Genomic DNA, 12,265 nt, shown 5'->3' with positions numbered 1-12,265 from the left:
GCCTGATGCCTTCGGCGAATTAAAAAGCGCGGTAACTCGGGTGAGCTACCGCGCTTTTATGGGATCAGATCGGCATCGGGTACAGGCGGTGTATTGCCGCAATGCCCTTCAGCACGTCGTCGGAAAGTGTGACATCCTTGGCAGCGATATCGATTTTCAACTGTTCCATCGTCGTCGCGCCAATAATGCAAGACGCCATGAACGGACGTGTCAGTGTAAATGCGATCGAAAGCTGTGCTGCATCCAGTCCGTGCTGGGTAGCGAGATCGAGATAGGCTTTGACAGGTGCTTCCTGAAGAGGCTGAAGACGGCCACCGATGTCGGTGTTGATGGTGCCGCGCGAACCGGCTGGCCGTGCGCCGTTCTGGTATTTGCCGGTCAAAATGCCGCCAGCCAGTGGCGAATAGGCCAAAAGGCCGACATTCTCATGGTGTGCAACTTCAGCCAGGTCGAGATCGAATGAACGATACAGTAGGTTATATTCGTTCTGGATGCTGGCGACGCGCGGCAGGCCCTTGGCCTCTGCCAGATCGATATACTTCTGCGTGCCCCAGGCGCTTTCATTGGACAGGCCGATAGCACGGATTTTTCCGGCCTTCACCAGTTCACCCAGCGTCTCGAGCTTTTCATCGATCTCGGCAAGTGTGCGGACCGTGTCCTGTCCCGAAGCATCAAAACCCCACGCGCCGCGGAAGTGATAGGTGCCGCGGTTTGGCCAATGGACCTGATAAAGGTCGATATAGTCTGTGCGCAGGCGCTTCAGGCTGGTGTCGACGGCCTCGCGAATGCCATCAGCATCGATATCGCGACCGTTACGGATATAAGGGCGGCCGGAACCGGCAACTTTGGTGGCCAGAACGACATCCTTGCGTTTACCGGTTTTCTGGAACCATGTGCCGATATAGTCTTCGGTAAGGCCCTGCGTTTCGGCTGAAACCGGTGTCGTTGGGTACAATTCGGCGGTGTCGAAGAAGTTCACACCGTTTTCCACGGCATAATCCATCTGTTCGTGCGCTTGCGCTTCCGTATTCTGCGTGCCCCATGTCATGGTGCCAAGGCAGATTTCCGACACTGAAATGCCCGTGCGCCCGAGGGTGTTGTATTTCATGAATGAAATTCCTGACGTGATGAAAGAAAAGGGAGGGGCCTTGGAATTTAGGAAGGAATTGCGCTGGCGCAAGTCAAAAATATTGGTTCTGGTAACCGGGTATAAAACCGCAAGGACTTGTGAATCCGCAGTTTCTAAGCGGCATCGCACTTGACTCCGTACGTCATTGCGTGAATTGGAAAGCAAAAAATAACCGGAAAAACAGGAAATACCTCATGAAAATCGCTTTCACCTTTCCCGGACAGGGCAGCCAGTCCGTTGGCATGGGCAAGGATCTTGCCGAGAATTTCGCTGAAGCTCGTGCGGTTTTTGAAGAAGTTGACGAGGCTCTGGGACAGAAGCTTTCCGACATCATGTGGAATGGCCCGGAAGAATCCTTGACGCTGACGGCAAATGCCCAGCCTGCGCTGATGGCTGTTTCCGTTGCGGTCATGCGCGTTCTGGAAGCCAAGGGCCTGAACCTTGCCGACAAGGTTTCCTTTGTTGCCGGTCATTCACTCGGTGAATATTCTGCGCTGTGCGCTGCCGGTACATTCTCGCTGGGCGACACCGCCCGTTTGCTGCGCATTCGCGGCAATGCCATGCAGGCTGCGGTTCCAGTTGGTCAGGGCGCAATGGCGGCTATTATCGGTCTCGAGCACGGTGATGTCGAAGCGATCTGCAAGGAAGCGGCCGCTGGCGGCATCTGCCAGATTGCCAATGACAATGGCGGTGGCCAGCTGGTTATCTCCGGCTCAAAGGCTCCTGTTGAACAGGCGGCCGCACTAGCCTCCGAAAAGGGCGCAAAGCGCGCCATCATGTTGCCAGTCTCCGCACCTTTCCATTCTGCACTGATGGCACCGGCTGCCGACGCCATGCGCGAAGCGCTTGCCAAGGTGACAAAACATAACCCGGTCGTGCCGGTTGTTGCCAATGTGCGCGCAGCCCCGGTGACAGATGCGGAAGAAATCGCCAGACTGCTGGTCGAGCAGGTGACGGGTCAGGTTCGCTGGCGCGAAACCGTTGAGTGGTTCGCCGCCAATGATGTGACTCAATTGTATGAGATTGGCTCCGGCAAGGTGCTAACCGGTCTGGCAAAGCGTATCGACAAGACGGTTTCTGGCACTGCTGTGAATACAGCAGCCGATATTGACGCCGCCATTGCAACGCTTCTTGGCTGAATGCAGCGCGCATTTTGAGATAAGGATAAAAACATGTTTGATCTGACTGGCCGCAAAGCACTCGTTACCGGCGCAACCGGCGGCATCGGCGAAGAAATCGCCCGTATGCTGCATGCGCAGGGCGCAACCGTTGGCCTGCATGGCACCCGCGTCGAAAAGCTTGAAGCGCTGGCTGCTGAACTTGGCGACCGCGTGAAGATTTTCCCGGCTAACCTTTCCGACCGCGACGAAGTCAAGGCGCTGGGCGAAAAGGCTGAAGCTGAGCTGGGTGGCGTCGACATTCTGGTCAACAATGCTGGCATCACCAAGGACGGCCTGTTCGTGCGCATGAGCGACGAGGACTGGGACAATGTTCTCGAAGTGAACCTGACAGCCATGTTCCGCCTGACGCGCGAACTGACCCATCCGATGATGCGCCGCCGTTTTGGCCGTATCATCAACATCACCTCGATTGTTGGCGTGACCGGCAACCCGGGCCAGGCAAACTACTGTGCCTCCAAGGCCGGTATGATCGGCTTTTCGAAGTCGCTGGCGCAGGAAATTGCAACCCGTAACGTCACCGTCAACTGTGTTGCTCCAGGCTTCATCGAATCGGCCATGACCGGCAAGTTGAACGAAAAGCAGAAAGAAGCGATCATGGGTGCTATTCCCATGAAGCGCATGGGCACTGGCGCCGAAGTCGCGTCTGCTGTTCTGTACCTTGCTTCGAATGAGGCTGCCTACATGACCGGACAGACGTTGCACGTCAACGGCGGCATGGCGATGATCTAAAGCGTTGTTTCTTCGCATGTCGTTTGCAAACGTCTTTGAGCGACATGCGTTACGCCCGCAGGCATTGTCAGGCTCAAATAGTCTGTAGAGTGCGGTGTGCGGCGCGATTTTCAGTCTTTTCGCCCGAATGAAACCGTGTTAATCGGGCGAAGACTGTGAACAGTTGTCCCGTCGGGAACAGGCGATGGTTGCTCTTTTTTGTGACTATGGCTAGCCTTAGGCGGGGTGAAAGGGTTTGCCCTCGGTGCTGGATTTGAACAGCGCATGCGGGTGTTAACAGGGCAGGGTGTCGCAAGGCAGCCCTTCAAGGATAAAGGTCGAGGAAACCGACATGAGCGATATCGCAGAACGCGTAAAGAAAATTGTAATTGATCATCTTGGCGTTGACGCCGAAAAGGTTGTTGAAGGCGCAAGCTTCATCGACGATCTGGGCGCTGACTCGCTCGACACGGTCGAACTGGTTATGGCCTTCGAAGAAGAATTCGGCGTTGAAATCCCGGACGACGCTGCTGACTCCATCCTGACGGTTGGCGACGCTGTAAAGTTCATCGAAAAGGCTCAGGCCTAATCGATCAGAATGAGGGAGGGTGAGAGCCTTCCCGCCTTGGCCCGGCTAAGTTCCGGGCCAAAGTTTTATCATGGACATGTGAATTCTATATAGGTGGAGCGTTGGCGATGAGGCGTGTCGTTATCACCGGTACCGGCATGGTATCTCCTCTTGGATGCGGAACTGAAGTAACGTGGGAACGGCTATTGGCCGGCCAAAACGGTGCCCGTCTCGTAACTGAATTCGAAGTCGAAGATCTTCCGGCAAAAATTGCCTGCCGCATTCCAGTCGGAGATGGCTCCAACGGAACGTTCAATCCAGATGACTGGATGGAACCGAAAGAGCAGCGCAAGGTCGATCCTTTCATTATTTACGGCATGGCAGCCGCCGATATGGCGCTGAGCGATGCTGGCTGGCATCCGGAAACTGACGAAGACCAGATCATGACTGGTGTTTTGATCGGTTCTGGCATTGGTGGCCTCGATGGTATTGTTGAAGCGGGCTATACACTGCGCGACAAGGGGCCGCGGCGTGTTTCACCATTCTTCATTCCAGGGCGACTTATCAATCTTGTTTCTGGCCAGGTTTCCATTCGCCACAAGCTGCGCGGACCGAACCACTCCGTAGTAACGGCGTGCTCGACAGGCGCGCATGCCATTGGCGACGCAGCCCGTCTGATCGCACTTGGCGACGCGGATGTAATGGTGGCCGGTGGTGCTGAATCACCTGTTTGCCGCATTTCGCTGGCCGGTTTTGCAGCCTGCAAAGCCTTGTCCACGCAGCATAATGACGACCCGCAAAAGGCGTCTCGCCCCTATGATCGTGACCGCGATGGTTTCGTGATGGGTGAGGGTGCCGGTATCGTTGTTTTGGAAGAACTGGAACATGCCAAAGCACGCGGCGCAAAGATTTACGCCGAAGTGGTTGGCTACGGCCTGTCCGGTGATGCTTTCCACATCACCGCGCCATCAGAAGACGGTGACGGCGCATATCGCTGCATGTCCATGGCACTCAAGCGTGCCGGCCTGACGGCTGCCGATATCGATTACATCAACGCCCATGGCACATCGACCATGGCTGACACCATTGAGCTGGGTGCGGTTGAGCGCCTGGTTGGTGATGCGGCTTCGAAAATCTCCATGTCGTCCACAAAGTCGGCCACTGGTCACTTGCTGGGTGCGGCCGGTGCAATCGAGGCGATTTTTGCAACGCTGGCAATCCGCGATAATATCGTGCCGCCAACGCTGAACCTCGACAATCCCGATGTCGAGACGAAAATTGATCTCGTGCCACACAAGGCGCGAAAGCGTGACGTGAACGTTGCCCTTTCGAACTCCTTCGGGTTCGGTGGTACCAACGCCTCGCTGGTGCTGCGTCGTTACGAAGACTAATCAAATCTTTCGTGACTTGCCGTTTGTAGCGGAATCAATCAAAAAGCGATGAACATCGCGGGCCGGAAACCAGATGCTTTCCGGCCCGTTGTTTATTCCCATGGCATGTTATTGCAGTTTTTACGCGTAACGACCTCGAAACATGGGCAAATTTGTGCAGACTGCCTGCCGAACCTGTTTTTGCCGCATTGGATGGTCACATAGGCCATTTTGGAATGCAGAACTGAAAAGGACCGCCGGTGAGCGATACGAACCAGAACAATCAGTCGCCTTACGGACGTGATGCCTCAGGCGAAAACAAGACTGGCCCGATCATTCCCAAATCGCCGACCGAAGCTTTGCGCCCGGAAAAGGTTCCAGCCCCACCAAAGCGTTCGCGCAAGGCACACGGACAGTTCATCGTTTTCCTGAACTTCCTGATGAGCCTGGCGGTTATCGGCTGTATCGTCGCTGTTGGCGGTTTCTATTACATGATCAACACGTTCCAGTCGCCGGGCCCCTTGGCCACCAACACGCACTTCATCGTGCGCAATGGCGCAAGCCTGTTTGACATCGCCAACAATCTTGAGCGCAGCGGCATTATCGATAACAGCCGCGTGTTCCGTTACATGACCGATAGTATGGGCAAGGGCCAGCGCCTAAAGGCTGGTGAATATGAGATCAAGGCCAATGCCTCGATGAAGGAGATCATGACCCTTCTCGAATCCGGCAAGTCCATTCTCTATTCCGTGTCGCTGCCGGAAGGCCTGACCAGCAAGCAGATGTTTGATCGCCTGTTGAATGATCCGGTTCTGGAAGGTGATCTGCCTGCAGAAATTCCGGCTGAAGGAAGCCTGCGGCCTGACACATACCGTTTCTCGCGCGGCACCAAGCGTCAGGAAATCGTGTCGCAGATGCAGGCGGCCCAGAAGGGGTTGATTGAACAGGTATGGGCCAAGCGGGATGCCGATCTGCCGATCAAGACAGTTGAAGAATTCGTCACCATGGCCTCCATCGTCGAGAAGGAAACCGGCAAGGATGACGAGCGCGCCCATGTCGCCTCGGTATTCATGAACCGCCTACAGAAGGGCATGCGCATCCAGTCTGATCCGACCATCATTTATGGTCTGTTCGGCGGTGACGGCAAGCCGGCTGATCGTCCGATCTACCAGTCCGATCTGAAGAAGGAAACGCCTTACAATACCTATATCATTCGCGGCCTGCCGCCGGGCCCAATTGCCAATCCTGGCAAGGCCGCACTGGAAGCCGTTGCCAACCCGTGGCGTACCGAAGACCTGTATTTTGTTGCCGACGGCACGGGTGGTCACGTGTTTGCCAAGACACTGGATGAGCACAATGCCAATGTGCGCCGCTGGCGCAAGATTGAGGCGGAACGTGCTGCCGCCGGTGGCACCCCGGAAACCGCCGTTGACGGTCAACCGGGTGGCGCTGAGGCGGAAAAGCCTGCCAACTGATCGTTTGTTACGGGCGCCTGCATGAAAACTGCAGGTGCCTTTCCTTTTGAGTACGCCAAACAAGAGATAGGGCATTTCCGGTGAGCACCAGTCACCTGAAATGCCTTAGCCATGAGGGCAAGATGACATTGCAATCCATGACCGGTTTTTCCCGCAGCGAAGGCACCAGTGGTCGCCACCGGTGGGTCTGGGAGCTTCGTTCCGTAAATGGCAAGGGGCTGGATATGCGTCTGCGTCTACCGCCCGGCATGGAGGTTCTAGAAGTCGAGGTAAGACGGCTTGCCGGGGAAAGCCTGGTGCGTGGCAACATACAGGCTTCACTGTCAGTGTCCGTGACCGATAATCGCCTTGAGGCCGTTGTCAACCGCGAAACGCTGGATGCGGTGATGACGTTGAAAAAGGAGCTTGGCGGCATCATTGCTGATGGGCCGATGAGTTTTGATACGCTGCTGTCGATCCGCGGGCTTGTCGACTTCCGCGAGGCAGAAGACGACGAGGACACGCGTACCAAACGCGAGCAGGAATTGCTGGCCGGTTTTGGTGATGCTCTGGCGAAACTGAAGGAAATGCGCGAGCGCGAAGGGGCGGCTCTGTTTACGGTCCTGAGCGGTCACATTGACCGTATCGCTGAGCTGGCAGCCATCGTGGAACACGATCCTTCCCGCCAGCCGGACAAGATTGCCGCGCGGCTTTCCGCGCAACTGGCACAGCTTGGCGATGGTGTGCACGGGCTGGACCGCGACCGTCTGCACGCCGAGGCAGCGCTGCTGGCCACCAAGGCGGATCTGCGCGAAGAAATCGATCGTCTCGGCGCCCATGTGGTTGCCTCACGCGAATTGTTGAAAAAAGGCGGCCCTGTTGGCCGCAAGCTCGATTTTATTGCACAGGAATTTAACCGGGAATCGAATACCATCTGTTCCAAATCGAACGCCGTTGCCGTAACGGAAGCGGGTATCGAATTGAAAGTGGTTATCGACCAGTTCCGTGAACAGGTTCAGAATCTGGAGTAGACATATGGCACCGGTGAGCAACTCTCCCGACAAGATCGCCCGCAGAGGGCTTATGCTGGTGATCTCGTCTCCTTCGGGAGCAGGCAAGTCGACGATTGCCCATCATCTTCTGGAAGATGATCCAACGCTTGGCATCTCCATCAGCGTGACGACGCGGGCCAAGCGTCCAAGCGAGATCGCCGGCAAGCACTATCACTTTGTGACCATCCCGCAGTTTGAGCGCATGCGCGAATCCGACCAGTTGCTGGAATGGGCCGAGGTTCACGGTAATTTTTACGGCACGCCACGCGAACCTGTCGAAACGGCGATGGCCGAGGGCCGCGACATGCTGTTCGATATCGACTGGCAGGGCGCCGAGCAGTTGCAGGACAAGATGTCGGCCGATGTCGTGTCGATTTTCATCCTGCCGCCAACCATGACGGAATTGCAGTCGCGTCTTCATCGCCGCGCCGAAGACACCGAAGAGGTCATCCGCACCCGCTTGTTGAATTCCCGCTCTGAAATCGAACACTGGCGCGACTACAACTATGTCATCGTCAATGATGACCTCGATAACGCCTTCCGTTCGGTCAAAAGCATTGTCTACGCAGAACGCCTGCGCCGCGATCGTCGCCACGGCATGTTCGAATTCGTCACCAAGCTGCTGGAAGAAGAACCTAAGCTGTAAAGGTGTCGCAGGAAGGCGACACATTTGCTCACCTTTCTGATCCAGATCACTTCAGTATGATTTTTGCGATGTATTCTCCTGGCTGTGAAATCACAGCATACAGGAGAATACCATGAAAGCTGCGCGCTGGCACAAAGCCAGAGATATTCGCATTGAAGACGTGCCGACACCTGTGCCCGGTCCGGGCCAGGTCAAAATCAAGGTCAAATGGACCGGGATTTGCGGTAGCGACCTTCATGAATATGTCGCAGGCCCGATTTTCGTGCCGGTTGATAAACCCCACGCCGTCAGCCACGAGGTCGCCCCCATTGTGATGGGCCATGAATTCTCTGGTGAAGTCGCTGAAGTCGGCGAGGGTGTCACCAAGGTCAAGCCAGGCGACCGTGTGGTCGTTGAACCGATCCTGTCCTGCGGCAAGTGCTCCGCTTGCCAGCACGGCAAATACAATCTTTGCGAAGACCTCGGCTTCCACGGCCTTTCTGGCGGTGGCGGCGGTTTTTCGGCCTACACGGTCGTTGGTGAGCGCTGGACACACAAGATGCCCGATGGCCTGTCCTTCGAGCAGGGCGCGCTTGTAGAGCCCGCTGCGGTGGCATTGCATGCCGTCCGTCTCTCCAGCCTCAAGGCAGGCGGTACAGCCGCCGTATTCGGTGCCGGCCCAATCGGTCTTCTGGTCATCGAGGCACTGCGCGTTGCCGGTGCAACATCGATCTATGTTGTCGAACTGTCCGAGCAGCGTGGCGCCAAGGCCAAGGAGCTTGGAGCAACGGCAGTGATCGATCCGTCCAAGGAAAATGCAGCGGCGCGTATCAAGGAACTGTCCGGTGGCGGTGTCGACGTGGCGTTTGAAGTGACAGGCGTTCCGGCCGTGCTGCAGCAATGCATTGATGCCACCCGTTATGAAGGTGAAACGGTCATCGTTTCGATCTGGGAAAAGGAAGCCAGCTTCCAGCCTAATACGGTTGTTCTGAAAGAGAAGACCCTGAAGGGCATCATCGCTTACCGCGATATTTTCCCCGCGGTCATGGACTTGATGGTGCAGGGATACTTCTCGGCCGAGCGTCTGGTCACCAAGCGCATTGCACTGGATGATATCGTTGCCGAGGGTTTTGAAACGCTGGTGAAGGAAAAGACCCAGATCAAGATTCTGGTTGAGGCACCAGCCTGATATCACGCACTCTTCAGGTTCAGCTTTTTTTCCGGACCTACCGAAGTTCAAGCCTGCGGCATGGTTTCTTGCCGCAGGTGACCATCCCATGGCAGGGAGCAGGTGACAGGTATTGATTAGAGGGCGTTGGCGATCGCCACGAATTCTTCAACCGATAGCGTTTCTGCACGGCGCGTGGCGTCGATACCAACTTTTGCGAGCAGTGTTTCACCACCCAGCGGCTTCAGGCTCTGACGGAGCATCTTTCGGCGCTGACCGAAGGCAGCTTCTGTTACTTTTTCAAGCTTGGCCGCGTCACATGGCAAAGGGTTGGTCTTGGGCAGAAGATGCACCACGGTCGAGTTGACTTTCGGTGGTGGTGAGAAGGCCTGTGGCGGCACGTCAAATGCCATTTCCGACACCGTTCTCCATCCGGTCAAGACACCGAGACGGCCGTAATGATTGTCACCTTCTTCGGCGACAATACGCTGGCCGACTTCCTTCTGGAACATCAGCGTCATCGACAGCCAGTAGGGCGGCCACACAGGTGGCAGCAGCCAGTTGAGCAGCAGTTGCGTTCCCACATTGTAGGGAAGGTTTGCAATGATGCGCACCGGCTCACCCGCTGGTACAAGCGAGGCGAAATCGGTCTTCAGTGCATCACCTTCGATCACTTCAAGACGACCGGGATAATGGTCTGAAATTTCCTCGAGAACCGGCAGGCAGCGCGCGTCGCGCTCCACTGCGATTACCTTCTTGGCACCAAGCGACAGGATGGCGCGGGTCAGGCCACCGGGGCCGGGACCAACCTCAAACACCGTGACGCCTTCGAGAGGGCCAGCGGTGCGGGCAATCTTCTGGGTCAGGTTGAGGTCGAACAGGAAGTTCTGTCCCAGCGCCTTGCGCGCATCAAGGCCATGTCGCTGTATGACGTCACGCAGTGGCGGAAGTTCGTCAATGCCGGCCATTATAACGCTGCCGCCTTCTGGCGTTCCACAAGTTCGGAAGCGAGGTTTAGCGCAGCAACAAGGCTGCTTTCGCTTGCCATGCCCTGACCGGCAATACCGAAGGCTGTGCCATGGTCCGGCGAGGTGCGAATGAACGGCAGGCCCAATGTGACATTGACCGAATCGTCGAAACCTAGCGCCTTCGCAGGAATAAGCGCCTGGTCGTGATACATGCAGACCGCAACGTCATAACGTTTGCGCGCTGAATCATGGAACATTGTGTCGGCGGGCAGGGGCCCAATGGCCTCGATACCTTCATCACGCAGCTGCATGGTGGCCGGATGCACGATGTCGCGATCCTCGTGGCCAATTGCGCCATCTTCGCCCGCATGCGGGTTAAGGCCGGCAACAGCAAGCCGTGGCGACGCGATGCCAAAACGTTCCTTCAAATCCTTGGCGACAACCCGGCAGGTGTCGACAATCAACTGCTGCGTCAACTGTGTAGCAATGTCCTTGACAGGAATATGGATGGTAACAGGCACGACCTTGAGCTTAGGTCCGGCAATCATCATCACGGGGAAGACCTGCTTGCCAGCAATCTGCAATGAAAGATCGGCCAGAAATTCCGTATGACCCGGGAAACCGAAACCAGCCTTGTAAAGGATCGACTTTGCAACCGGGTTTGTCACGATCGCAGCCGCCCGTCCCTCAAGGCACAGCTTGACGGCGGTCTCAATGCATTTGATCGTCGCAAGAGCGGATGCTTCGTGCGGCTCACCGGCCTGCACGGCAAAACCTGCGGGAATATCGAGAACGGGAATGGCCTTGTCGAAAACGCTTGCCGCATCTTCTGGTGTCGCATCCTGCACTGCGACACCGACGCCGATCACCGCTGCCCTGCTTTCCAGCACGGAGCGGTCACCGACATAGATGAATGGCATTATGCCGTTCTGCGAACGGTTTTTCCATGCTGCAATTGCAATATCAGGACCAATCCCGGCGGGGTCGCCCTGCGTCAGGGCAAGCGGAAGTTCAAGAGCAGCCACGTATATTCCTCAGACTCAGTTATTGACGATCTGAGCCTTTTTCCGCAACTCATCAAGATATTTCTTTTCGTTGGGATTGTCGCCATTCTGCTCTTTGGTCAGGTCTTCAGCACGGAAAACGACTTCTGCGGCGAAGTCATCCGACACCTGGCGTTGTTTGCAGATCGCGAGGTATTCGACGCCCTTTTCCGTGACGCGGGTAGCGGTGGTGCCGCCTTCCTTGGTCTTTTCAATCAGCGGCTTCCAGTCTGGTGGCAGCTCAGGCGCCAGAATGCGGCCGAGATCGCGAATGGACACATCCATCATCGTGGCTGCAAAGGTCTTGGCCTGTTCGCAACCCGGGTATTTGGAACGGGATGCTTCGGCTTCCGACTTGCGCTTGCCGGTAATTGACTGACGTTTTGCCTCAGGTACGACGAAGATGATCTGCTGCAGGAAATATTCCGTGGTAACCGGCTTTTCCTTGCGTTCCATCATGCGCGTGACCAGGTCCTGGTTGGACATGCGGCCAGAGCTGCCATAACGAGCATTGACCAGACGAGGCCAGCTCATCTGCACGGCGATAAATGCCTTGAAGTGTTCAGCGGTTACGCCAGACTGCGACAGGATCTGCGTCAGCTGGGTCGGGTTCATCTTGTTGCTGGCAGCAAACCGGGCAAAGGAAGCATCCACGGCTTCCGTGCTGACCGACATGCGCATGCGCGCGATTTCTTCGCGCTTCAATGCCTCGTCGATCATCTGCTCTCGTGCCAGCTTATTAAGGTCACCCTTCTGGCGCTGCAGCTTAAGGAAGGCGACGCGTTTGGCAATGTCGCTGCTGGTAATCGGGTTCTTGTTGACAACCACAGCCACAGAGCTTGCGGCAGCATTTGCATCAAATGAATGAGGTGCAAGGAACAGGGGCAGGGCCAAGAGAGCCGTTCCGAGTGCCACAGTACGTAATGTGGCCTTGCCGAAATTCATCATGTCCTTCTCCTTATCCCCGAAGCGGATGATCTTCGCCCCTGAGTATCACGA

12 protein-coding genes are annotated in these 12,265 nt (G+C 56.2%); 8 read left to right on the top strand and 4 right to left on the bottom strand.

Going from position 1 to position 12,265, the window contains the following annotated elements; translation table 11 throughout:
- Window positions 1–64: 64 nt before the first annotated feature.
- Window positions 65–1,108, bottom strand: coding sequence for an aldo/keto reductase (locus tag M2418_RS05900; RefSeq protein ID WP_259145440.1), 1,044 nt, complete (start codon window positions 1,106–1,108; stop codon window positions 65–67).
- A 215-nt stretch (window positions 1,109–1,323) separates the two neighbouring features.
- Between M2418_RS05900 and fabD the strand changes: the two genes are divergently transcribed.
- The 8 genes from fabD (at window position 1,324) to M2418_RS05860 (ending at window position 9,276) form a co-directional block, all read left to right on the top strand.
- Complete coding sequence (fabD, locus tag M2418_RS05895) at window positions 1,324–2,268, top strand: ACP S-malonyltransferase (RefSeq protein ID WP_259145439.1); 945 nt, start codon at window positions 1,324–1,326, stop codon at window positions 2,266–2,268.
- 33 nt (window positions 2,269–2,301) lie between these two features.
- On the top strand, window positions 2,302–3,039 hold the full coding sequence (gene fabG / locus M2418_RS05890; RefSeq protein ID WP_250982954.1) for a 3-oxoacyl-[acyl-carrier-protein] reductase: 738 nt from the start codon (window positions 2,302–2,304) through the stop codon (window positions 3,037–3,039).
- Between the two features lie 331 nt (window positions 3,040–3,370).
- On the top strand, window positions 3,371–3,607 hold the full coding sequence (locus tag M2418_RS05885) for an acyl carrier protein (RefSeq protein ID WP_027507378.1): 237 nt from the start codon (window positions 3,371–3,373) through the stop codon (window positions 3,605–3,607).
- A 107-nt stretch (window positions 3,608–3,714) separates the two neighbouring features.
- Window positions 3,715–4,977: a beta-ketoacyl-ACP synthase II gene (gene fabF / locus M2418_RS05880; RefSeq protein WP_259145431.1), complete on the top strand. Its 1,263-nt coding sequence runs from the start codon at window positions 3,715–3,717 to the stop codon at window positions 4,975–4,977.
- A gap of 239 nt (window positions 4,978–5,216) precedes the next feature.
- On the top strand, window positions 5,217–6,431 hold the full coding sequence (gene mltG / locus M2418_RS05875; RefSeq protein ID WP_259145421.1) for an endolytic transglycosylase MltG: 1,215 nt from the start codon (window positions 5,217–5,219) through the stop codon (window positions 6,429–6,431).
- A 122-nt stretch (window positions 6,432–6,553) separates the two neighbouring features.
- Complete coding sequence (locus M2418_RS05870) at window positions 6,554–7,441, top strand: YicC/YloC family endoribonuclease (protein ID WP_259145418.1); 888 nt, start codon at window positions 6,554–6,556, stop codon at window positions 7,439–7,441.
- A gap of 4 nt (window positions 7,442–7,445) precedes the next feature.
- Window positions 7,446–8,108, top strand: coding sequence for a guanylate kinase (gmk, locus tag M2418_RS05865; protein ID WP_259145417.1), 663 nt, complete (start codon window positions 7,446–7,448; stop codon window positions 8,106–8,108).
- Window positions 8,109–8,220: 112 nt separating this feature from the next.
- Window positions 8,221–9,276 (top strand): 2,3-butanediol dehydrogenase, encoded by a 1,056-nt coding sequence (locus M2418_RS05860; protein WP_259145416.1) that lies wholly within the window; start codon window positions 8,221–8,223, stop codon window positions 9,274–9,276.
- A gap of 116 nt (window positions 9,277–9,392) precedes the next feature.
- Here M2418_RS05860 and rsmA read toward each other — a convergent pair whose 3' ends face one another.
- From rsmA to M2418_RS05845, 3 genes are read right to left on the bottom strand one after another with little or no spacing between them, the layout of a single operon-like run.
- Window positions 9,393–10,223: a 16S rRNA (adenine(1518)-N(6)/adenine(1519)-N(6))-dimethyltransferase RsmA gene (rsmA, locus tag M2418_RS05855; protein ID WP_259145415.1), complete on the bottom strand. Its 831-nt coding sequence runs from the start codon at window positions 10,221–10,223 to the stop codon at window positions 9,393–9,395.
- Window positions 10,223–11,248, bottom strand: coding sequence for a 4-hydroxythreonine-4-phosphate dehydrogenase PdxA (gene pdxA / locus M2418_RS05850; protein ID WP_259145413.1), 1,026 nt, complete (start codon window positions 11,246–11,248; stop codon window positions 10,223–10,225). Before pdxA ends, rsmA begins: the two co-directional genes overlap by 1 nt.
- A gap of 15 nt (window positions 11,249–11,263) precedes the next feature.
- Complete coding sequence (locus tag M2418_RS05845; protein WP_192487444.1) at window positions 11,264–12,214, bottom strand: peptidylprolyl isomerase; 951 nt, start codon at window positions 12,212–12,214, stop codon at window positions 11,264–11,266.
- Window positions 12,215–12,265: the final 51 nt, after the last annotated feature.

Origin of the sequence: Rhizobium sp. BIGb0125, from assembly GCF_024810055.1 — a bacterium.
GTDB lineage: Bacteria > Pseudomonadota > Alphaproteobacteria > Rhizobiales > Rhizobiaceae > Agrobacterium.
This window is presented reverse-complemented; position numbering and strand designations above follow the sequence as displayed.

Bases quoted from the DNA above. Each gene is read 5' to 3' on its own strand.
- M2418_RS05900 (WP_259145440.1), bottom strand. From the start codon at position 1,108: ATGAAATACAACACCCTCGGGCGCACGGGCATTTCAGTGTCGGAAATC.
- fabD (WP_259145439.1), top strand. From the start codon at position 1,324: ATGAAAATCGCTTTCACCTTTCCCGGACAGGGCAGCCAGTCCGTTGGC.
- fabG (WP_250982954.1), top strand. From the start codon at position 2,302: ATGTTTGATCTGACTGGCCGCAAAGCACTCGTTACCGGCGCAACCGGC.
- M2418_RS05885 (WP_027507378.1), top strand. From the start codon at position 3,371: ATGAGCGATATCGCAGAACGCGTAAAGAAAATTGTAATTGATCATCTT.
- fabF (WP_259145431.1), top strand. From the start codon at position 3,715: ATGAGGCGTGTCGTTATCACCGGTACCGGCATGGTATCTCCTCTTGGA.
- M2418_RS05870 (WP_259145418.1), top strand. From the start codon at position 6,554: ATGACATTGCAATCCATGACCGGTTTTTCCCGCAGCGAAGGCACCAGT.
- gmk (WP_259145417.1), top strand. From the start codon at position 7,446: ATGGCACCGGTGAGCAACTCTCCCGACAAGATCGCCCGCAGAGGGCTT.
- M2418_RS05860 (WP_259145416.1), top strand. From the start codon at position 8,221: ATGAAAGCTGCGCGCTGGCACAAAGCCAGAGATATTCGCATTGAAGAC.
- rsmA (WP_259145415.1), bottom strand. From the start codon at position 10,223: ATGGCCGGCATTGACGAACTTCCGCCACTGCGTGACGTCATACAGCGA.
- M2418_RS05845 (WP_192487444.1), bottom strand. From the start codon at position 12,214: ATGATGAATTTCGGCAAGGCCACATTACGTACTGTGGCACTCGGAACG.